This is a genomic window from Neobacillus cucumis (assembly GCF_016908975.1).
Taxonomy (GTDB): Bacteria; Bacillota; Bacilli; order Bacillales; family Cytobacillaceae; genus Neobacillus; species Neobacillus cucumis.
In genome coordinates this window covers 205,348-226,888 of the sequence record NZ_JAFBEX010000010.1, presented here as the reverse complement: position 1 = coordinate 226,888, position 21,541 = coordinate 205,348, and the positions used below count along the sequence as shown (strand labels likewise).

The following is a 21,541-nucleotide window of genomic DNA, read 5'->3' as shown; positions in this document are numbered from 1 at the left end:
TCGTGAAACAGGTATATGATTGGATCGAGCGAAAGCAGAAATATCAAAAAGACTTCGAGATATTTGGTACAAGGAATAGTTATTCAAAAACAGACTACGATGCTACATTCATGCGAATGAAGGATGATTATATGCAAAACGGCCAATTAAAGCCTGGTTATAATCTTCAAGTAGCGTCGGAAGGACAATATACACTTGCCTACGGCATTTTTTCTAATCCAACGGATACAAAAACACTTACACCATTCCTTGATCAAATTGAAGAGCAGTACTTTTCATTACCTGAACATATCGTCGCAGATGCCGGCTACGGTAGCGAACAAAATTACGATGACATTTTAACGAAGCGTAAACGTACACCGCTGATTACATACGGTCACTACTTAAATGAACAGAAGAAAAAGTTTAAAAACGATCCGTTTAAAACGAGTAATTGGTTGTACGATGAAGAAAATGATGCCTATACTTGCCCAACCGGGCAACAAGTAACGTTTAAATACAATTCAATTCGAACAGACAAAACAGGTTTCCAGCGTACGTTTAAAATTTATGAATGCGAAGACTGTACGGATTGTCCACTTCGAATAAATTGTACAAAGGCACAAGAAGGAAATAACCGTAAGCTCATGGTAAATGAGAAGTGGGAACAACAAAAAGAATTTATTAGAGAGAAGCTTTCAGAAGAAAAAACTGGTGCCATTTATCGTCAACGTAAAATTGACGTGGAACCAATTTTTGGATTTCTGAAGGCTAATTTAGGTTTTACCCGATTTTCAGTCCGAGGAAAATCGAAAGTTGAAAACGACATCGGCCTCGCACTAATGGCCGTAAACTTAAGAAAATATGCAGCAAGATCGTAAGATCTTGCCCACTTAGATAAGAAAAAAATAAAAAACGTGAAATTGCGGCTGCAATTTCACGTTTTTTATTTATAGATAATTTTTATGTCCCAGCCTCCTTTAAACATGTTATTCAATTTCATTTGGGGGTTGTTCTTTAGGGAGATCATGTGCTTCCTCGATATTAGTGGTATCATGACGGGCATGAACTGAACCTCCGGACAATCCCTCATTGATCATTCGGTCAATATCGACATAGGCTTTATCTCTGCCTTCATATGCAGATTCATTATTTGGTGAGTTCTCTTTCTTCAAAAGTGTCATCCTTTCTGTTGAAATACGTTGCCCGAATTACGTCTGTTGCACAGTGTATGTTCTCGAGCAAATAAGTTGTTGATTTCCCTAGTTTTCGAGATATGGCAGATTTTCATGCATTTTTTTTTGATTTATGAGTTGAAGAAATAACTTGCAAAGGTTTTCGATTTTACTTTCCTCAATCTCGATTTCATCAAAGCTCATCGGTTTTGAATTGACCTCGAAAATATAATAACGTCCTGTTTGGCTTAACCCGGCATCAATTGAAAACTCGCCAAAGTATCCAATGTGAGCTGTAATTGCATGACCGACCTTTGAAACAATAGTCTGAAAAAATTCATCATGATCGTTTGATTGCAATTGTTGATAAGGGATAAGCCGACCTCCTGAAGGGATATGGGTTGTGACATCCTGCTTCTGTGATAGTCTAACGCCCACTCCTGTAAGAATATACTCCTCCTGATTGGCATGTGCTAAAATTCGGAAATCAAACCGAGTGCCTTCATACTCTGCAGAGAGTATCTCTTCTTGTGCTATATAGGTCTTCAAAAGTAATTCCTCATTCCATTCATTCCAAAAATGAGTGAAAGAAGGGTAGCGAGTATGCCTGTTGATTCCCTCTAGCAAAAGTTCAGAATGACTGTCCATTCTGATTCGGAAAATCCCTTTTCCTTTAGAGGATTGTACTGGCTTTAAATAAATTCCCATAAATTTTTTTAGAAAATGAAACAAATCTTTTTGATTCTTTACAAGAATTGTTTCAGGTAAATACTGAGCAATCGAGCTGTCCTTTTTTAATAATTGAAAAAGTTCATATTTATCGATAAAGCATGGGTTGAAAAAGGGGATATTTTTTTCTTTTAAAATGGAAAATAATTTTTGACTATTCTCTTCCTTTTCTGATTTTCGAAACGGGATTCGATTGTAAACCAGATCAGGGTAAGGGAAACGAGCCTTTCTCCACTGGTTTTCCTCTGGGGAAAAGGTATACCCGTTAATATACTCTTCCGAAACGTCTTCAGGAGTAAAGACAAAGCTTATTCCATTTAGTGAAATAAGCTTTTTTTGTAATGCTAAAAAGAGCGGACCATTTCCGCCAATCGTGCCATTCAATTTGCGCGAGGTTACGATGCCAATCAATGGTGTAAAGTCATTCATTTAAATATTTCCTCTGGATGTGATAAGGACTGCTCTGTCAAAAAGACAGCAAATGCAATCGATAATTTTCTCGTTAAAAAATCAAAGTCTTTTAGTTCCGGATGACTGAAAATGGACCTTCCTGGCTTTGAATTTGCTTCAAAGAGCCAAACATCCCCATGCCGGTCAATGCCTAAATCAAAACCAATTTCACCCACAATTCCTTCAATGTTGTTATCCAGTGCTGTACTTAATAAAAGAGCAACATTACTTAATTTATCAGTATAGATTTTAGATTCTTCCTTCGTAAAAATCTCGTCAAGGGTTTTGATATCTCCACCGCTTCGGGCATGGGTCGTGACACTTCCCTGACCAGCTATTTTTCCAGCGATGGCCGTCACACGCCATTCACCCTGGTCATCTTTATTGGTATGGACACGGAAATCGACCGGACGCTGATCTTTTCGAATTAAATGGATTCCTTGTTGGACCAACATGCGTTCTAGTGATTGGCTGGCAAACACCGATTGGAATAATCGCTCGAGGCTCGAATATTTTCTTAAACGATTTTGCCCTGTTTCATCTTGATAACGGCAAAAATAATCATCGGTTTGTTTATCATAAATAATTTGATGAATTCCATGTCCAGAACTTCCATTTTTGGGTTTTATAAAAACATGACCATATTTAGAAAGCATAACTTCGATGGACGAAAAGGATGTAAAAGGATAGGTTTCAGGCAGAAATGGTGTAATAGAAGCATCCTGTTGAAGTCTTTCATAAATATCCAGCTTATTAAAAAATCCGGGATTGTACCATGGAATGAGATATTCCTTTTGGAGACGATTTCTTACCTTCATTAATTTAGGGTTTGCCTCACTCTTGCGATTTGGCAGTCGGTCATAAATGACATTAGGGAAAGGGACTTCCACTGATTGCCAAGCATTTTCATAGAAAAAAAAGCCTTCAATGGTTCCTTGTTCCCAATCAATATGCTGCTCTCCGAATACAAATGGCAAGGCTCCAACAGAACGACTAACAGATAGCAGCTTGGAAAAGAATAAGGTCCGCTCGCCTATTGGCTGATCAGGGTATTCAGTAAATCCCGCTGTAAAGATACCAACTAATGGACCAATATAGAGGATTTCCTTTTCAAGAAACGCATGCAGAGGCACTTTAAAATACGGGAACTGAATCTTTTCTTGAATTTTCCTACTAATGACAATTCGATCATCCTTGTCTGGGTGGGGGAGGAATTCAACTTCCATTGATTTTGAACCAAAGGCGATTCGTTTAATCGACTTCTCTTTTATCAACTTGGCAGGACAAAAGACAATTTGTTGATCATTTTGTGCTACTTCAATGAGATAATGTTTTCTCATAATAGGTCTTCCTTTCTGTCTGATCCGTTTCCGAAAGGTATCTTCCATAAAGAAGTGGTTTAGTATAAAGGGTTTCTTGTATTTCTGGATTGGTGGATAATAGAACCTTTCTGCCTGGTTTGGAGTTAATATCAAGAATCCAAATCGACCCGTCTTTTGCAATGCCAATATCAATGCCTATTTCAAAAAGCGGCAGAAATGCATTCTCCAAAATAGTTGGCAGGCTGGTTAGAATATAATCTAACTCTTGGCGTATATAATCGCCTTTTGCTGGAGGAAGGGAAATTAGCCATTCTTTAAAGGTCATGACCCGTCCTCCAGCAGCTAAGTTTGATAGAATTCCCCCTGTACTGCCAATCCGAATCCCTCGTCCCTGTTCCTCCCAGCCACCGGTCTCATTTTTTTGTAAAAGGACACGAATATCAAACGGCTGCTGATTGTTATTAGAGAGTTCCAAATATGGCTGTAATAAATAGGTTCGTTGTTTTAATAACAATTCTAACCATTGAATGAGCTTGGTTTCATTTGGAAAGATCCTTGAAATAATTCTTTTATGTTTTTCGGTTTTAACATGTATGGTTTTATCATTTTTCTTTAAATAATAAATTCCATATCCTTGAGATCCATTTGTTGGTTTTAAAATGATTTTTTGCTTCACGGCTAGTTCCTTCAACACACTGTCTACGTCAATCACTGCTTGTGTTACTGGCAAATAGGATGAAAGTGTCGTATTTTTTAATGTTTGATATAATTCCCATTTATTGGGTAAACCGTAACCTAAAAAGGTCAAATCAGGTCTGCTCTTTAACCAGGTTACGATGGGCAAACATTGTTTAGAATGCTCATCCTCCCCATAAAAACAGCGATCATAGATGATGGTGGGGATGGGTCCTTCAAAGTCGCTCCATGTTTTGGTTTGGGGGACAAACTTCCTTCCTTTTACATGTAGTGTATGGGGATGAATTTCAGATGGGATGAATCTAAAAACCTCCATCTCGCATGATTTTGCTCGCACGGCCAATGCATCTATATAATCTTTTTCGCTTTCCAAATTTAATGTCATAATTCCAAATGTAATCAATTTATAAATCCTCCTTAATCACAACAGTATCGAAGGCAAGAATCGTACAAAACTCAATGATGGCTCTTGCAGAAGGCCTTATTTTAGTTGTACCATCCTCAAAATTTTTGGATGGTTTAGAATTTACTTCAATTAGCCATGGGTTTCCAGCTTGGTCAATCCCGATGTCAATTCCAAGTTCTCCGATAATCCCCTGTGAATTTTGGCTTACGATTGATGCCGCTTCTATCGCCAATTCCTTCATTAGGGCTAGTACTTCTCGAGATTTGTTATGGTCCATACTGGTCCTTAAAGCATTTAATGGTCTTGTAAGGGTACCGCCTCTTGCTAAATTTGAGACAAATTCTTGTTTTGCTGCAATTCTTGCCACCGTAGAGGTTACAATCCAATCGTTTTGGCGATTTTGATGGCAGAGCACTCGAAAATCCATCGAAGCTGTTTGGAAAGTCATCAATGGGATCCCTTGTTGAACGATATATATTTGATTATGAAGAATCGGTTTAATTTGTTGGTATAGTTCATCTAAGGAAAACTTTTCTTCTTTTTTTGCAGGGACGAATTTTAATGAGGTTTCAAGAGAATAAAGTGAGTCTGCAACGCGATTTACTTTTATAATATTTCGACCTTGACTTCCATGAATTGGTTTAACGAAAAGGGTGTCATATTTCTGTGCCAAGTCAAAAAAATGTTTTTTAGAAAATAGTTTTGTTTCAGGTATATAAGAATCAAGCTTTGGCTCTTCTGTTAGTTGTTCGTAGACTTCCCATTTAGAAAGAAATCGATCGTTAAAAAACGGAATCATTAATTCGTTAAGCTTTTGGCGGAATTCCTTAAATTTCGGTTTATGCTCAAGCACCCTGGAATGGATCCGATTATAAATTACATCAGGGGCAGGAAGCTGAGCTTTTTTCCACTTGTCATTTTCAAAAAAATACCCTTGCTTTAAAAACTGATCATAAGAAAATACATAGAAAAATCCACCTTGTTCTCTAATGCCCTGCTGCAGTTCTTCACAAAACAAATGAATGGAACGAAAGTAGGGACCTTCGCTTTTGTTTGTAATTGAATCGGTTAGTAAAGCAACGATAGGTCCTAGCTTTAATGTTTGGCTCTCAGGAAGAACGATTGCTTGAAATTTTAGGGGTTGAATAGGAAGGAAAAAGGATTGCATTAAATGTTCGGAAAGGTGAATGGTATGATCAGGCAAGTCTTCAATTTGAACTTTGGCCGAAATCGTTTTTTGTCCGATCGAAATGTGTAAATTTATGTGATTATTTAATTGTAGTTGTTTATACAAATTAGCAGACATATGGATACTCTTACCCTTGTCTGTTAATTTTATTGGTTTGATCATAACCTGGGGTGTTGATACTAACATAATCACTCCTCATTTTCTCAAAGTTTGGGCATAAGTTGATATAAGTAATCTATGTAGAGTCGGGCAGAATGGTGATTTGAACATTCTCGCATTATATTGAATAGTTTGTTATAGTTGATTAGATGTTAAAAAAAGGAGTGGCTCAAAATGGCAGTTAATTTATATGATACAGCCTATGGATTGGAAACCGCAATTCGTCAAAGTGATGAGTATAGACACTTACAAGAGGCATATACTGAAGTAAACAAAGACCCTCAAGCAAAACAAATGTTTGACCAGTTCCGGCAAATGCAAATGAATTTGCAGCAAAAACAGATGATGGGCCAAAATATTTCTGAGCAGGAAGTTCAGCAAGCACAATCAACAGTTGCCCTTGTTCAGCAGAATCAAAAAATCGCAAAGCTAATGGAAGCAGAGCAGCGAATGAGTATGGTTATTGGCGAATTAAACAAAATTATTATGAAACCATTAGAAGATTTATACGGAAATATGTAAGTCTTTAAACGAAAGTCTTCGGGTCCTTAATGCCCGAAGGCTTTTCTTTTATGTTCTATCTAGAGGTGAAAAATCATAAAAGTGATATAAAGGCAATTTCACCAAGAACAGGGGGCAACATTATGATTTACCGCTTGCTTGCGTTAAATATTGATGGCACGCTTCTACAATCAAATGGAAAAATTCATAAATCAACAAAAGAAGCAATCGAATATGTTCAACAAAAAGGTATATATGTTACATTAGTAACATCGCGAAGCTTTCCTTCAGCCAAGAAGGTGGCTAAAGCGTTAAAAATTACAACTCCGCTGATTACTCATCAAGGAGCATTTATTGCAAGTTCTATAGATAAACCGATTTTTGTCCAAAAAATCAATGAAGAAATTACGTATGATACTATTCGGTTTTTAGAGGCATTTCCTTGTCAAATTCGTCTCGTCCACGAGCAATTTTCATTAGCGAATAAACAAAAGCTTAATAATCAATTGCTAGCTAAAACGGTGTTTACATCTGGGGATCCAGTTTTTTATTCTCAGCAATTTGTCACTTCTTTAAGTGCTTATTTACACGATCAGCCGATGACTCCGCCTAAAATAGAGGTCTATTTTGAAAATAAACGGGATTTAAATGATGCAGTCCAGGCATTTGGAACCATGTTTACGGAAATTGATGTGATACAATTGGATTCACTCCGGTTAGATATTGTTCCAGCAGGGGTTTCCAAACTTACAGGATTATCCTATATAGGCAATCAACTAGAAATAAAGAAAAGTGAAATGGTATATATTGGTGACGGACTAGATGATATTCCATTAATTGAAGCTGTTGGTCTTGGAGTTTCGATGTGGAACGCCGACTTTGAGGTGAAACGGGCATCCGACTGGGTCACAAGGTCGAAAAATGAACATGGTGTCGCCTATATGGTAAAAGAACACTTCCGTAAACAGCAGCCAATAGAATTTTTAAGAAAAATGAAGATTATTAAAAATTAAGCTGTGATAAAGGCAATTGTTGATTTTGTAACAATGTTGATTGGAGCGGAAGGCGCTCGACTTCGGCGGGAGTACGGGGCTGGGGAGACCCCGCAGACGCTTTCAGCGTCGAGGAGGCTCCCCGGCACGCCCGCGGGTTTGCTGAGCGCCTGTAGCGGAAATCAACATTCAAGTTTAACACAGCCAAAAATTAAAGTATCCAGAGATATCTTGGTTAAGCCCAGATATCTCTTTTCTTATATATACCAATTCCCACTATGTTGACCGTAATATCTTGATTTTGTACACTTAAGAGAGTTTAGAATGGATAGAGCAAGCAGCCTTAAGCTAAAGGTCAGTTCTGCTTTTTAATGAAAGGTGATTAATTTTGCGAATTTCAATAATTGGGTTAGAGGATGAAAGATTTAACCGGCAGTTACAGAACATTGCCAATTTATTCTTTGAGGAAACAGACATCTTAATGGCTAATGATACAAGTGCGGATGTTCAAATAAAGTTCGATCTACAGATCCAGGAAAAAATAACGGTATCGGGTGAATTAAAGGATCAGAATGGTCAAGTATGGGTTTCCCATTATCAGAAGGATCAAAATCTCTCTGTTTCTGAAAAGGAACAGTTTAAACAAATAAAAAATGCAGTGGCACATGTGTATTTAACCGTGCTTCAGGACTGGACAGGCATTATCCAAAAATGGGGCATACTAACAGGGATCAGACCTACTAAATTACTTCATCGGAAAGTACAGGAAGGCATACCGTTAAATAAGGCTCACCAGCAATTAAAGGATGATTATCTAATTAGTGATGAAAAGATCCAGTTAATGCAGCATATTGTTGACCGCCAGCTCGCTGTTGTTCCAGATCTATATTCGCTGCAGAAAGAAGTCAGCATTTATATTGGAATCCCGTTCTGTCCGACAAAATGCGCCTATTGTACCTTTCCTGCTTATGCTATTAACGGCAGACAAGGCTCTGTTAATTCATTCTTGGGCGGGCTTCACTATGAAATGAGCCAAGTAGGTGCTTGGCTAAAGAAAAATGGTGTTAAGATTACAACCGTTTATTACGGGGGAGGAACCCCAACTAGTATTTCAGCAGAAGAAATGGATATGCTCTACGAAGAAATGTATTCTTCGTTCCCTGATGTTGAAAACATCCGCGAAATTACAGTAGAGGCAGGGCGTCCCGATACCATCACTCCTGAAAAATTAGATGTTTTAAAGAAGTGGAATATTGACCGGATTAGTATCAATCCACAATCTTACACACAAGAAACATTAAAGGCAATTGGAAGACACCATACTGTTACAGAAACAATAGAAAAATATCATATGGCGCGCGAAATGGGTATGAATAATATTAATATGGACTTAATTATCGGTCTTCCTGGTGAAGGAATAAATGAATTTACTTATTCTTTAGCAGAAACGGAAAAATTGATGCCTGAGTCATTAACTGTTCATACACTATCATTTAAGCGGGCATCTGAAATGACTAAAAATAAAGAAAAGTATAAGGTTGCTACACGCGAGGAAGCGGAAAAGATGATGGAGCTTGCAGAAAATTGGACCAAAGATCATGGTTATGTACCATATTATCTCTACCGTCAAAAAAATATCCTAGGAAATCTTGAGAATGTCGGTTATGCATTTCCTAATCAAGAAAGTATCTATAATATTATGATTATGGAGGAACAGCAGACCATTATTGGGCTGGGATGTGGTGCTGCAAGCAAATTTATTGACCCGATTACAGGGAAAATCACCCACTTTGCCAATCCAAAAGATCCGAAATCTTATAATGATAATTTTGAAGCATATACACAAGATAAACTAAACATTTTAGATGAATTATTCTCAGAAAAAGGGTCTCCTGCTTAATTTCATAAAGGGATCTGTTTTGAGGTGACCCCGAAAAGTTAGAGTTTATATTTAGTAGGTAATTGGTTGGTATGGGTACGGTATTGAACCGGACTCATACCAGCCAATTTTTTCTTTATGCGTTTGTTATTATAATAATTGATATATTCTTTAATTCTTGTCCTTAATCTAGTAACCTGCAAAAGTAAAATAAGCGGAGATTTTTCGGTTAGATGTAGCATGGAGCTCGTTTTCGGGGTAAATAAGCGGAGGATTTCCGGTTATGCAAGGCAAAATTCCTTATTTTTGCATTTTTCGAGTCAATAGGCGGAATTTCTCCGTCTATTTAAGCTTTTTTTAGAAATAATTATTAATTAAACGGAATTTTTCCGTCTATTTATCAGATCGGGTGCTTAACCTGATCCCCCAACCGATAAGCAGCCCCACTCGATCCTAAATGCGGGAATCAGCAGCTTTTTATCGACCATCTTATAAAGATCAATAAAATAGGTACTCAAAACAGCACTGCAAACGACAGAAGTTTTGACCCACTTTTTTAAGTGTACAATACTTATTGTCCATTAAAATAGTAATGTCAATTGCTATGCCAAAGTTAATGAAATTTCGTAGAAAATCTTGATAAATAAAGAAAAAGACGTATGCCAATTCATACTTCAATCGTTGTGTTTTTTAATAAGAAAGCACTCGAAAACGGAAACCTTTATTAATTTCAGCAGGGGATTTTTTCATGGCCTTGCCTTTCTAATGAAAATTCAATAAATTTAAAAGCTTGTTTTTATTCTAACAATTTCCATATATAATGGGAGTGAGTGAATAATAAAGGGAGGGAGATATCCCATGACCATCAATTTTGTAACGGAAAAGGTGAATTTGCGAGTAAATGGCCGTGTTGCTACCATTGAAATTAACCGACCTGAGACATTAAATGCAATGGATACAGACGTTTTAAAGGGGCTTGTTTGTAAGCTGAAGGAGATAAGTGAAACAGATGAGATTGATATTGTGGTCTTAACAGGAAAAGGAAAAGCTTTTTCTTCTGGCGGTGATATTAATACCATGCTTTCTAATAGGGATGAACGTAATTTTTTCCCTGTTATGGATTGCATTAGTGAATTAATTATGACTTTGTATAGCTTACCTAAACTGACGATTAGTGCTGTTTCCGGTGCAGCTGCTGGTCTTGGTTTTAGTATGGCACTGGCAACAGATTATATTATTGCAGATAAAACCAGTAAGCTAGCGATGAATTTTGTTGGAATCGGTTTGATACCTGATGGCGGAGCTCATTTCTTTTTGGAAAAAAGATTAGGAGAAACACGAGCAAAGCAAGTTATTTGGGATGGGAAAATGTTAAGTGCTGATGAGGCTTTCGAGCTTGGCTTAATCCAAGAGGTAGCCGAAGGTGACCTTCAGCAAGAGTTGGAGGCAAGAATAAATGATTGGTTAAGCAGACCAACCCAGGCTATGATTAAAACTAAAAAAATAATGGCAGAAAAAAACCGACCACAATTACTAAAAGTACTTGAATTGGAGAAATATGGGCAGCAAAAAATGCGTGAAACAATTGATCACCATGAAGGTATCAGGGCTTTTATTGAAAAAAGGAAACCGATCTTTATTGGAAAATAATCGACAACAAAGAAGCCCTAGGGCTTCTTTGTTATTACGAATGAAATAATAGAAGCTTGCCGCTCTGGGATGTTAATCGATGTGTTTTTTCTAGTAACTGTTTTTCTGCCAAAAACTGTTCTCCTTGTTTTTTAGCAGCATCATCATTTTCCGCTTGAATGCTTTCATCTAATATTTTTTCACCATTTGCCTCAAAAGCCGTTAGTTTATAAGTTTTCATGAATAAATCCTCCTTTGAAAATTAAGGATTAATAGGATTGCGTGCGTGTCACCAGAACTGACAGAATCTCCTGTGTTTATTTTCACACAATTCAATCAATTTTTCAAAAAGAAAAGATTGAAAAAAAATTATGGATTATTCGTAATAAAGAAGGAAGGGAGTGTTCAATATGGCCTTGAAAATAGAAAATGTTACTAAAAGGTTTGGTCAATTTACGGCGGTCGATGACCTGTCGTTAACGATTCCTGAGAAAGAGATGTTTGGTTTTCTCGGTGCAAATGGGGCTGGTAAGACAACAACCTTTCGGATGATTTTAGGTCTGCTAGATTGTTCAGACGGTCAGATAACTTGGGACGATAAACCGATAGACTATTCTTCAAGCCATTTAGTTGGTTATTTGCCAGAGGAAAGAGGTTTATATCCAAAGTTAAAAGTACGTGATCAAATTGTCTATTTAGCTAGATTAAGAGGAATGCAGAAGAACGAGGCATTAACTGAACTAAAGAAATGGTTAGAACGCTTTAAAATCACAGAATACGAGAATAAGAAGGTTGAGGAACTGTCAAAAGGTAACCAACAGAAAATCCAATTTATTGCAGCAGTTGTCCATAAACCAAAGCTACTAATCTTGGATGAGCCGTTCAGCGGACTTGACCCTGTTAATGTAGAGATGCTGAAGGAAGCTGTGTTAGCTCTGAGAGAAAATGGCGCAACCATTGTCTTTTCTAGTCACAGGATGGAACATGTGGAGGAGATGTGTGAACACCTTTGTATTATGCATAGAGGGAGTCCGGTTGTTAGCGGTTCTCTAAAAGAGATAAAGCGGGAGTTCGGCAAAAAGAATCTCGTTATTCACGCAGACTTTTCTTTAGATTCGTTGAAGAATTTTCCCGGTGTCGTTAAATCCAAAGTGACAATGGAAGGTCTTCACCTGCAAATTGAAGGTGAAGAAGTAGCGGGAAAAATCCTTAAGGAAATTGTGGATAAAGGATTTATTCGCAGATTTGCACTCGAAGAGCCATCTTTAAATGATATTTTTATTGAGAAAGTAGGTAATTCGTATGAATAGTTTCTGGATTATCTTATTTCATACATATCTAAACAAACTCAAAACGAAATCGTTTCTAATAACAACTTTATTGACAGTGGTTATTGTTTTAGTGATAACCAACATTAATAATATTATTGATTTATTTGATAAAAATGGAGGTAAGGTTAAGGTTGCCGTAATGGACCAATCAGGGCAGCTATATGAGCCGTTTAAGCAGCAAGTAAAAAGTATTAATAAAGATATTCAATTGACTTTCTATAAAGGGAGTGAAAAGCAAGCTGAAAAATTGGTGGAGAAAGGTGAACTCTCAGCCGTCATTCAGCTGCGGAAGAACGATCAGAACCTGCCAGAAGCAACTTATAAAGCAATGAGCATCGCAGACTCATCTTTATATACTGACCTTCAAACAAGCTTACAGCAGTTAAAAACAATGCTTGCGGCCACTCAAATTCATTTGGCACCAGCTCAGCTGCAAAAACTTTATGAACCGGTTTCCTTTCATAAGGTAGCACTAAAGAAAAATGCTAAAACAGAAGAGGAACTAAATCAGGCACGGGGTCTAGTTTATGTTCTGTTATTTGTTATTTATTTTGCTGTCATTATGTATGCCAATATGATTGCAATGGAAGTGGCAACTGAAAAATCTTCCCGCGTTATGGAGATCTTGATTTCAAGTGTTTCTCCGATTAAACAAATGTTTGCTAAGATTTTGGGTATTGGGTTATTAAGTTTGACGCAATTGGCTGTATTTTTACTTGTAGGGTATTATTCATTTACAAGAAATATGGAGTCATTAAAGGGTGGATTTTTCGGTGTATTTGGATTTAGTAATATCCCCGTTGAAACCATTGTGTATGCCGTTATTTTCTTTATTCTTGGTTATTTTCTTTACGCCACACTCGCAGCCTTTTTGGGATCGCTAGTCAGTCGTATTGAAGATGTTCAGCAGATGATTACCCCAATGACTTTAACAGTGGTGGCCGGATTTATGATTGCTATGTTTGGTCTTGGTAAGCCGGATGCACCTTTTATTACAGCTACATCTTTTATCCCTTTCTTCACACCAATGATTATGTTTTTGCGAGTGGGCATGTTAACCATCCCAACCTGGGAGGCGATCATAGGAATTTTAATCCTTATGGCAACCATTTCAATACTTGCTATATTTGGAGCTCGCGTGTACCGCGGCGGTGTCTTAATGTATGGAAAGTCCAACTCCTTTAAAGATATTAAAAAGGCATTACAGTTAACAAAAAATGAATAAGTGTGTTAGAGCTTTACCATAACGGTAAGGCTCTTTTTAATTATCTATATAGAACGTGCATTCGCATTTTGGTTTTAAAGGTGATACAATGGAGAAAAGATGGTGAAAGGATTATTCTATGAAAAAAATATCGTTTATACATGCAGCTGACCTCCATTTGGATAGTCCGATGGTTGGATTAAAGCATCTACCAGCAAATATCTATAATCGAGTAAAAGAGAGCACGTTTACTTCCTTAAAAAAACTATCAGATACGGCTATTGAGCGGAAAGTTGATTTTGTCATCATTGCGGGAGATCTATTTGATGGAGAGGATCGCAGCTTACGAGCACAATCCCTTTTTCGGAAGGAAATGCTTAAACTTAATGAAAATAAAATCCCTGTTTATATCGTACACGGTAATCATGACCATTTAAACGGTTCATGGGTACACCTAGACATGCCCGAAAATGTTCATGTATTTAGCAGCAAGGTTGAAACAAAGAAATTACAGACAAAAAGCGGAGAAGTCATTCATCTTTACGGATTTAGTTATGGTACTAGACATGTGTTCGAGCGGAAAATTGATGAGTACCAAAAAGTGGATGGGGCCGATTACCACATCGGCATACTGCATGGTAATGAAAGTTCCGGGACAGAGCACGATAATTATGCTCCATTCACAGTTAAGGAACTTGACGAGAAAAATTTTGATTATTGGGCACTAGGCCATATTCATAAACGGGCCGAGCTGTCTTTGCACCCACCAATCATTTATCCGGGGAATATTCAAGGAAGAAATAAGAAAGAGTCTGGAAGTAAAGGGTTTTATCATGTTTCTTTTCTAGATTCAGATGCCAAATTAGATTATGTTGAAGCTTCCGATATCATTTGGGAGGATGTTACGGTCAATGCTGCAAAAGCTGTTAGCTTTGATGATCTCTATCATTTATGCCTGAAAGTAATTAGTAGGATTAGAAAAGAACGTAAAGGAACATTCATTACTCTTAGCTTGAAAGATACGCAATTAGCTGATGTTCGTGGACAGAGCAGTATCAAAAGTGATTTGCTTGAGCTGCTCTTAGAAGATGAAAAGGATGAGGAATCCTTTGTATGGGTATCCGATTTGAAATTGACCGAAAAATTGATGATTGATAAAGAAAAGTTAATAACAGAAGCCAATTTCTATGGGGAGTTGTTTGAAACTATAAATCATTATGTTCAAGTTGAAAAAGCATTAGCGCCTTTGTTTGAACACCCTATAGGGAGGAAGTACTTACATCCATTATCAGTGACGGAGAAAGATGAATTGCTAGAGAAGGCAGAAAAACTATTAATTGAATTACTCTATCAGGCTTAATTAAAGGAGAAAAAGGGATGAAAATTCTTGAAATATACATATATGGATACGGTCAATTAGAAAATGTAATCATTAATTCTCTCGCCGATTTTCAAGTTTTCTACGGCGAGAATGAAGCTGGCAAATCTACTTTGATGGCATTTATACATGGGGTATTATTTGGTTTTCCTTCAAAACAGTCCTCTGAGCTACGGTATGAACCAAAGCATAGTACCAAATATGGAGGAAAGCTAAGAATTTTTCATGAAGAGCATGGTTTTGCTGTCATTGAACGTGTAAAAGGGAAAGCAGCAGGGGATGTAAAGGTAATGATGGATAGTGGAGTGATTGGCGGTGAAGAGCTACTAAAAGAATTAATCGGAAACTTTGATAAAAGCCTGGTCCAAGCCATATTTTCCTTTAACTTACAAGGGCTTCAGAACATTCATCAAATGAAAGGGGAAGAGATTGGTAAGTTTTTGTTCTCAGCTGGAACATTGGGGACAGAGCAGTTATCAAAAACCGAAAGCTTCCTACAAAAAGAATTAGAGGTACGTTTTAAGCCATCAGGAAAGAAGCCAATCTTAAATGAAAAATTACAGGAACTGCATGAATTAAAGGTCCAATTGAAAAAGGCGGCAGCCAAAAACAATGAATATGAAGAACTTCAAAAGAAAAAAACCAGTTTGGAGCAAGAAATGCTTCAAATTAATAAGATGCTTCAAGAAACAAGTGAAACCATCAATAAATTAAAAGAATGGAAGAGAATAGAATCATTAGTTAAAGAAGAAAAATTAGCCAAAAAAGAGCTAAACGAATTAGGAACAAATGACTTTCCAATCCGCGGGATTGAAAGGCTGGAAAAAATAAATCAGCTTATCCACCCCTATAAAGCGGAAATTTTGAGCATTAGGAACAGAGTGGAAAGTTTACAAGAAGAAATGGCAAATATCCAACCTAGTACAGAGCTGCTTGAAGCTGAGCCTTCCATATTAACTTTACTTGACCAAGTTCCCATTATCGAACAATTAAGAAGCGAGAAACAGCAGTGTGAACAGAAAGTCTCAGAGTTAAATGAAAAGCTTTCAATTACAAGAGAAAAGCTTCATTTGCCATTAGCGGAGGAAGAATTACTTAAGATTAATACGAATATTTATATGAAAAACCAGGTAGAAATGGTTTCACGAAAAAAACAAAAGCTTGAAGAAATGAAGGAAGAATTAGAAGAACAATATCAGGATGAAAAAAAGGCCCTTACTCAAATAGAGGAAGAGATTCGTAAAGCTGAAAGTAAGATTCTATCACAAAGAGAAAGAATTCAACTGGAGGAGCAGCTAAATCAGAAGAATGACAAAAACAGTCTTGAGTGGGAATTAAGATCAGTTCAGGAGCAAATCAAGTTTTACCAACATGAAGATGAGCAAAATCAAGCTGCAACATCTAAGAGGAACAATGAACGAAAGCTTCAGATGATCCTCTATGAATTGATTTTATTCGGTGTACTTTTATACGGATTTTTTAGCAAGCAATGGTTTTTACTTGCCGTTGGTTTGGCAGGATGTATAATTCTTGCACTTTATCTAGTAAAGGGAACGCAACAGACTATAGACAATCGTTTTCAACTCACGATAAAAAGCTTAAAAGAAAAGGAAAAAACTCTGCAGCAAAAACTTCAATCTGAAGAATATCGGGATATTAAAACACTTGAGAATCAATTAATGGTCGACAATCAAAGACGGCAGGAACTGCAATTGTTAAGATTGAAACTAAAACAGCAGGAGTCACAATTTGAGAAAATTATCCGTAAATTCGAAGACTGGGAATTGGCACAAGCTCAAAATAAAGAAAATCTCCTCTCTATAAGTAAACAGTTAAATATTCCTGAATATATTGCAACCAGCTTTTTAGCCCAGGCATTTGAATATATTGAACAATATAAATCCATTTGCCGAGACAAAAAACAACTTCTACTAAGGATGAAGCAAATGAATCAGCAGGAATCAGAAGTTGAGGAAAGTCTTAAACAATTTGAAACTCGCTTTTTACAAGAGAGGGGTCATGATACACATACAAGGGCCTATTTATTACGAAATAAACTAAAACAAGAACATGAGAAGTTAATTAAGAGTCAGGAGAGAGCAGATAAGCTGCAAGAACTAAAAGAAAATTTACACCAAAAAGTGCAGGAGCTTGAGCTTTTACAAACGGAATATAATAAACTTTTAAATGCTGCAAAGGTAGACACAGAGCAGCAATTTTATGAAATGGGAGAAAGGGTAAAAAAACAAGAAGTGCTGCTAGAAAGAAGTCGTCAACTGCAAGATCAACTTCAGTATTCATTTCTTACTGAAAAGGAAAGGGAAGGATTTTTGTCGACTCAAGAAAGTGATGAACTAATTAGACAAATGGATTTTGAAATTCAGAATTTAAAAGATAAATTGAAAAATAAACAAGATGAAAATGCAGCTATCAATTATGAAATTCAGGTTCTTGAAGAGGGTGGAATTTACTCAAACATTCTCCATCAGTTTAAACAAAAGAACTATGAGTTTGAAGAGGCAGCAATAGAATGGTCTGTCTATCGTCTAGCACAAGATCTTTTGGTTCAGACAATTGATAAATATAAAACCGTACACTTACCAAGGATGTTATCTAAAGCAGAGGAATTCATGTTATTTTTAACAGACGGCAGATATATAAAAATCCATTTGCAACAGACTGGGACGGGTTTTCTAGTTGAAAGGGATGACCACACCTTATTTGAAGCAAATGAACTAAGTCAAGCAACAACAGAACAGTTATATGTTTCGATTCGATTGGCATTAGCTACAACTCTTTATGAAAAATATCAGTTTCCTATTATGATTGATGATAGCTTTGTTAATTTTGATGCAAAAAGGACTCATAAAGTAATTGAGCTCCTTAAAGGATTGAAATCGAACCAGATTCTATTTTTTACCTGTCATCCCCACCTTTTGTCATTATTTCAAAAGGAAAATGTCCTCAGTTTGGAAAAGGGTACTGTTCAGATTACTTAATAGAGTCGTAGCTGTATATGGTATACTCTAAATATCGGAAGGGAGAGTGGAGATGTTGAGCAAAGGGATATTACAGTATGATGTGGGTGAACAAGTTGAATTATATCTCCTTATCAAAAGTTCAACAAAAGGTATTGCTAGTAATGGTAAACCTTTTTTGACCTTAATTCTGCAAGATCAAAGTGGGGAAATTGAGGCTAAGCTTTGGGATGTAGGATTAGAGGATGAAAAGAATTATGCTTCACAGACCATTGTAAAAATACTAGGGGATGTCCAAAACTACAGAGGCAAAAGTCAGTTGAAAATCCGTCAAATTCGGAAAACTGGCCCTTCTGATGGAGTAAAGCTTGATGATTTTCTTGAGACAGCGCCCGTTAGTCAAGATGAAATGATGAGCAAGCTAACACAATATATATTTGAAATGAAAAATCCAAATATCCAAAGAATAACAAGGCATTTAATCAAAAAACATCAACATGCTTTTATGGAATATCCAGCAGCAACGAAAAATCATCATGAATTCGTTTCTGGACTTGCTTATCACGTTGTTAGTATGCTGGACTTGGCTAAAGCTATTACATCGTTATACCCTACTCTCGATAAGGATTTACTATATGCTGGAGTCATTTTGCATGATATGGGAAAAGTGATGGAGTTATCAGGTCCCATATCAACCGTCTATACAATAGAAGGTAATTTGCTAGGCCATATTACGATTATGATTACTGAAATTGCTAAAGCGGCTGAAGAATTAGGCATTATAGGAGAAGAAGTCATAATCCTTCAACACTTGGTGTTAAGTCATCATGGTAAAGCTGAGTGGGGAAGTCCCAAGCCACCTTTGATTAAGGAAGCGGAAATTCTTCATTATATTGATAATCTGGATGCAAAGATGAACATGATGGATCGGGCATTAGAAAGAGTCAAGCCAGGTGAGTATACGGAGCGGGTCTTTGCCTTAGATAACCGATCATTTTATAAACCGGTGTTCCATAAATAAATCAAAAATAACCCGAAATGGGTTATTTTTTTTGTTACAAATGAATATTTTAAAATCGAAAGAATAAGTTGTACTAGAGGAAATAAGTGGACAAACATTAGTGAAGGGAGCAGGAGACATTGACGGTACCTATTTGGATTTATGCAGTGGTGGCAGGAATTGTAATCAGTGCTTTAATGGCGATTAAGACAGGTCGAGAAGAGCGGCAATTAGAGATGGAAAGCATCGAGCGTGAAGGAGAAATTTATCTTAAGCGGCTCGAGGAAGAGAAAGAAAAGCGTGAGGACCTAAGAGCAACAGGTGAATAAATAAAGCGGAAGCTCCGAAAATGGGCTTCCGCTTATTTATTATTGTGAAGCAGATGTACTTGTGCTTGTGCTAAGAGCATCTTTTAAGTCTTTGTCATCGATTTTCACGTTTGCTGCTTTTAATTCATTTTGCATAGCTTTGTTGATATCATCACTTGTTAACTTAGATGATTTTACTTGGTATTCGATATCAGACTTCATATCATTATAAGATTTTTTCGCTTTTTTCTCGGTAACCTGAATGATATGATATCCAAATTGTGTTTTTACTGGTGCACTTATTTCATTTACTTTAAGGGCATAGGCAGCTTTAATGAAAGTCGCATCATATTGATCCTTATTGGTGTTGGTGATGGTACCTAAATCACCGCCATTTTGTGCAGAAGCAGTATCTGTAGAGTACTTTTTGGCAAGGTCTTCAAATTTTGCACCGCCATCAAGTTGCTTCTTAACATCAAGAGCTGTTTTCTCATCTTTAACTAGAATGTGGCGTACCTTCATATCAGGCTGATAGGAAGCATAATAATCCTTTAATTCCTTATCGGTTACCTTAACATCTTTGATTGCCGCTTTTTCTTGTAACATACCAAGTTTCATAGTTTTTTTCAGGTCCGCTTCGTCTTTGTAGCCGTACTGAGCAAGCGTAGCTTCAAAATTTGTACCAAGCTGATCCTTTAGCTCATTAACTTTGGCAGTTACCTCTGCATCAGTAACTTTGTACTTCTTGGAAAGAACTTTTTCATATACAAGTTGTTGAAGGGCTTGGCTACCGTACTTGTCCTTCATTGCATTGTACAGATCTTCTTGGGTAATATTCCCAACCTTACTTTCTGCCACTGTATTTGAACTTGATTGATTACAAGCACTTAGTGCAAGTACACCAGTAGCAACTGTAAGGGCTAAAATCCATTTTTTCATGATGAATCTCTCCTAAATAGTTAAATTCTGTGAATCAGGTTGTCCACAATGTTTACTATAACATAAATGCAGACGGCTGCAAAAATATAAGCTGAAAGCGAATAAATAAATTTCAAAACAGGTTATAGACTTTTCCATAAAAAATAAGCTAAGTGCCTAAACGAAATTAAACCAACATGAATAGTATATCTTAGCAAATGAAAAAGGAGGTTTTTTCGATGAGTGGAGGATATGGTGCTGGTTTTGCTCTAATTGTAGTCCTTTTCATCCTATTGATTATTGTTGGGGCTTCTTGGGTTTATTAATTTACGAAAATGACAATGAAGGGAGGTAGAAATATGTCTGGTGGTGCAGGTTACGGTGGAGGATTTGCATTAATTGTAGTCCTTTTCATCTTATTAATTATCATTGGAGCTTCTTGGATCTATTAATAAAAAAGAACTAAACAAAAAGCGATGAGAGCAGCCTCATCGCTTCGTTTTTTTATTACATATCCAAACTTTTTATTGCTGGATTATGTATATAAGATTTCCAAATATGATGAAATCAATAATATGGTGATGAGCACATTAATCGTACGGAATACTTTATGCTGATGCTCCTCGGGTATCTCCTTTTGAATACAAAGAGAATTGGTCATTTTATTTACATAAAATAAAATTAAAATGGCAAAGACAATAAAAATGGAGATCATCGATGATTCCCTCCTAGATGGTTTACTATTGATTTGTATAGGATGTGCTAATACATTAATGAAACAAAAATTCTTGCTTTTTGTATATACAATATCAAAAAAAAATAAAAAAAGATAGTAAAAAAGAGTGGAAGTTTTTTAGATTCTGTTCAACACCTAAATATTCCGTAAATATGGATAAAAAGGGTTTACTCATCTTCTTAATAGGTGAATAATAAACATAGGAAATGTACGGTATTAAAAAGAGGTGAGCAATTTGAATGAACATGAATTGTTAGTACAAAGGATTAATCTTTTAGAATTTCATCAAAGGTTGTTAGGAAACATGTTAAGAAATTCAAATTTTGATTTTTATAGGGTAATCATTGAAAACGGGATTACGGAACAGGAAGTCAAAAATTTCTACCAATTGTGCGAGAGCCTAAGCAAGAAAATGGCAGAACAAAAAGCGGAAGGGTACGTTCATTTCCATCCGCTTCTAATTGAGTTATCTGCATCATTACCAGCAAATCTAAAGATTGAAGAAATAGTTAAAGCCTGCTTGCAACAGAATTTATTCGAGCCGCTTTTTAAGGAGTTACATAAGTACGTTTAGGTAATACG

21 protein-coding genes and 2 pseudogenes are annotated in these 21,541 nt (G+C 36.6%); 14 read left to right on the top strand and 9 right to left on the bottom strand.

Features of this window, described 5'->3' with window-relative positions:
- Positions 1-851 (top strand): annotated as a pseudogene (locus JOC76_RS15565) (transposase); the annotation flags it as partial.
- 117 nt (positions 852-968) lie between these two features.
- Here JOC76_RS15565 and JOC76_RS15560 read toward each other — a convergent pair.
- From JOC76_RS15560 to JOC76_RS15540, 5 genes are all read right to left on the bottom strand, one after another.
- Positions 969-1,163, bottom strand: coding sequence for a hypothetical protein (locus JOC76_RS15560; protein ID WP_205178930.1), 195 nt, complete (start codon positions 1,161-1,163; stop codon positions 969-971).
- 78 nt (positions 1,164-1,241) lie between these two features.
- Positions 1,242-2,312, bottom strand: a complete 1,071-nt coding sequence (locus tag JOC76_RS15555; RefSeq protein ID WP_205178928.1) for a YheC/YheD family endospore coat-associated protein — start codon at positions 2,310-2,312, stop codon at positions 1,242-1,244.
- Positions 2,309-3,673: a YheC/YheD family endospore coat-associated protein gene (locus JOC76_RS15550; protein WP_205178926.1), complete on the bottom strand. Its 1,365-nt coding sequence runs from the start codon at positions 3,671-3,673 to the stop codon at positions 2,309-2,311. Before JOC76_RS15550 ends, JOC76_RS15555 begins: the two co-directional genes overlap by 4 nt.
- Positions 3,651-4,754, bottom strand: a complete 1,104-nt coding sequence (locus tag JOC76_RS15545) for a YheC/YheD family endospore coat-associated protein (protein ID WP_205178924.1) — start codon at positions 4,752-4,754, stop codon at positions 3,651-3,653. The genes JOC76_RS15550 and JOC76_RS15545 overlap by 23 nt, the downstream gene beginning before the upstream one ends.
- A 1-nt stretch (position 4,755) precedes the next feature.
- Positions 4,756-6,108 carry a YheC/YheD family endospore coat-associated protein gene (locus JOC76_RS15540; RefSeq protein ID WP_205178923.1) on the bottom strand — a complete coding sequence of 451 codons (1,353 nt, stop codon included), beginning with the start codon at positions 6,106-6,108 and terminating at the stop codon, positions 4,756-4,758.
- Between the two features lie 171 nt (positions 6,109-6,279).
- Between JOC76_RS15540 and JOC76_RS15535 the strand changes: the two genes are divergently transcribed.
- The 3 genes from JOC76_RS15535 (at position 6,280) to JOC76_RS15525 (ending at position 9,498) form a co-directional block, all read left to right on the top strand.
- Positions 6,280-6,627: a YlbF/YmcA family competence regulator gene (locus tag JOC76_RS15535; RefSeq protein WP_205178922.1), complete on the top strand. Its 348-nt coding sequence runs from the start codon at positions 6,280-6,282 to the stop codon at positions 6,625-6,627.
- A 122-nt stretch (positions 6,628-6,749) separates the two neighbouring features.
- Positions 6,750-7,619 carry a Cof-type HAD-IIB family hydrolase gene (locus tag JOC76_RS15530; RefSeq protein ID WP_205178921.1) on the top strand — a complete coding sequence of 290 codons (870 nt, stop codon included), beginning with the start codon at positions 6,750-6,752 and terminating at the stop codon, positions 7,617-7,619.
- A gap of 367 nt (positions 7,620-7,986) precedes the next feature.
- Positions 7,987-9,498, top strand: a complete 1,512-nt coding sequence (locus JOC76_RS15525; RefSeq protein WP_205178920.1) for a coproporphyrinogen III oxidase — start codon at positions 7,987-7,989, stop codon at positions 9,496-9,498.
- A gap of 38 nt (positions 9,499-9,536) precedes the next feature.
- Here the strand turns inward: JOC76_RS15525 and JOC76_RS15520 are convergent.
- Positions 9,537-9,665, bottom strand: a pseudogene (locus JOC76_RS15520) (IS3 family transposase); the annotation flags it as partial.
- Positions 9,666-10,335: 670 nt separating this feature from the next.
- Here JOC76_RS15520 and JOC76_RS15515 point away from each other — a divergent pair.
- Positions 10,336-11,127 (top strand): enoyl-CoA hydratase, encoded by a 792-nt coding sequence (locus JOC76_RS15515; protein ID WP_205178919.1) that lies wholly within the window; start codon positions 10,336-10,338, stop codon positions 11,125-11,127.
- Positions 11,128-11,161: 34 nt separating this feature from the next.
- On the opposite strand, the gene JOC76_RS15510 is transcribed toward JOC76_RS15515, so the two are convergent.
- Positions 11,162-11,347 carry a YhzD family protein gene (locus tag JOC76_RS15510; RefSeq protein ID WP_205178918.1) on the bottom strand — a complete coding sequence of 62 codons (186 nt, stop codon included), beginning with the start codon at positions 11,345-11,347 and terminating at the stop codon, positions 11,162-11,164.
- Between the two features lie 169 nt (positions 11,348-11,516).
- Between JOC76_RS15510 and JOC76_RS15505 the strand changes: the two genes are divergently transcribed.
- From JOC76_RS15505 to JOC76_RS15480, 6 genes are all read left to right on the top strand, one after another.
- Positions 11,517-12,416, top strand: a complete 900-nt coding sequence (locus JOC76_RS15505; RefSeq protein WP_205178917.1) for an ABC transporter ATP-binding protein — start codon at positions 11,517-11,519, stop codon at positions 12,414-12,416.
- Positions 12,409-13,662: an ABC transporter permease gene (locus JOC76_RS15500; RefSeq protein ID WP_205178916.1), complete on the top strand. Its 1,254-nt coding sequence runs from the start codon at positions 12,409-12,411 to the stop codon at positions 13,660-13,662. Before JOC76_RS15505 ends, JOC76_RS15500 begins: the two co-directional genes overlap by 8 nt.
- 118 nt (positions 13,663-13,780) lie before the next feature.
- Positions 13,781-15,001, top strand: a complete 1,221-nt coding sequence (locus JOC76_RS15495) for a metallophosphoesterase family protein (RefSeq protein WP_205178915.1) — start codon at positions 13,781-13,783, stop codon at positions 14,999-15,001.
- 17 nt (positions 15,002-15,018) lie between these two features.
- A complete protein-coding gene (locus JOC76_RS15490) occupies positions 15,019-18,018 on the top strand; it encodes an ATP-binding protein (protein WP_205178913.1) in 3,000 nt (999 codons plus the stop codon).
- 55 nt (positions 18,019-18,073) lie between these two features.
- Positions 18,074-19,018 (top strand): 3'-5' exoribonuclease YhaM, encoded by a 945-nt coding sequence (gene yhaM / locus JOC76_RS15485; RefSeq protein ID WP_205178943.1) that lies wholly within the window; start codon positions 18,074-18,076, stop codon positions 19,016-19,018.
- A gap of 119 nt (positions 19,019-19,137) precedes the next feature.
- A complete protein-coding gene (locus JOC76_RS15480) occupies positions 19,138-19,326 on the top strand; it encodes a sporulation YhaL family protein (RefSeq protein WP_205178911.1) in 189 nt (62 codons plus the stop codon).
- Positions 19,327-19,365: 39 nt separating this feature from the next.
- Here the strand turns inward: JOC76_RS15480 and JOC76_RS15475 are convergent, their stop codons facing one another.
- Positions 19,366-20,244 (bottom strand): peptidylprolyl isomerase, encoded by an 879-nt coding sequence (locus tag JOC76_RS15475; protein WP_205178910.1) that lies wholly within the window; start codon positions 20,242-20,244, stop codon positions 19,366-19,368.
- A 218-nt stretch (positions 20,245-20,462) separates the two neighbouring features.
- Here JOC76_RS15475 and JOC76_RS15470 point away from each other — a divergent pair, with 218 nt between their 5' ends.
- Positions 20,463-20,549 carry a YjcZ family sporulation protein gene (locus tag JOC76_RS15470; RefSeq protein ID WP_180960339.1) on the top strand — a complete coding sequence of 29 codons (87 nt, stop codon included), beginning with the start codon at positions 20,463-20,465 and terminating at the stop codon, positions 20,547-20,549.
- A 33-nt stretch (positions 20,550-20,582) separates the two neighbouring features.
- On the top strand, positions 20,583-20,675 hold the full coding sequence (locus JOC76_RS15465) for a YjcZ family sporulation protein (protein ID WP_205178909.1): 93 nt from the start codon (positions 20,583-20,585) through the stop codon (positions 20,673-20,675).
- An 83-nt stretch (positions 20,676-20,758) separates the two neighbouring features.
- Here the strand turns inward: JOC76_RS15465 and JOC76_RS15460 are convergent, their stop codons facing one another.
- The gene (locus JOC76_RS15460) at positions 20,759-20,938 is read right to left on the bottom strand and encodes a hypothetical protein (RefSeq protein ID WP_205178908.1); all 180 of its coding nucleotides are present in this window, start codon (positions 20,936-20,938) and stop codon (positions 20,759-20,761) included.
- 256 nt (positions 20,939-21,194) lie between these two features.
- Here JOC76_RS15460 and JOC76_RS15455 point away from each other — a divergent pair, with 256 nt between their 5' ends.
- Positions 21,195-21,533 (top strand): DUF1878 family protein, encoded by a 339-nt coding sequence (locus JOC76_RS15455; RefSeq protein WP_205178907.1) that lies wholly within the window; start codon positions 21,195-21,197, stop codon positions 21,531-21,533.
- Positions 21,534-21,541 lie beyond the last annotated feature (8 nt).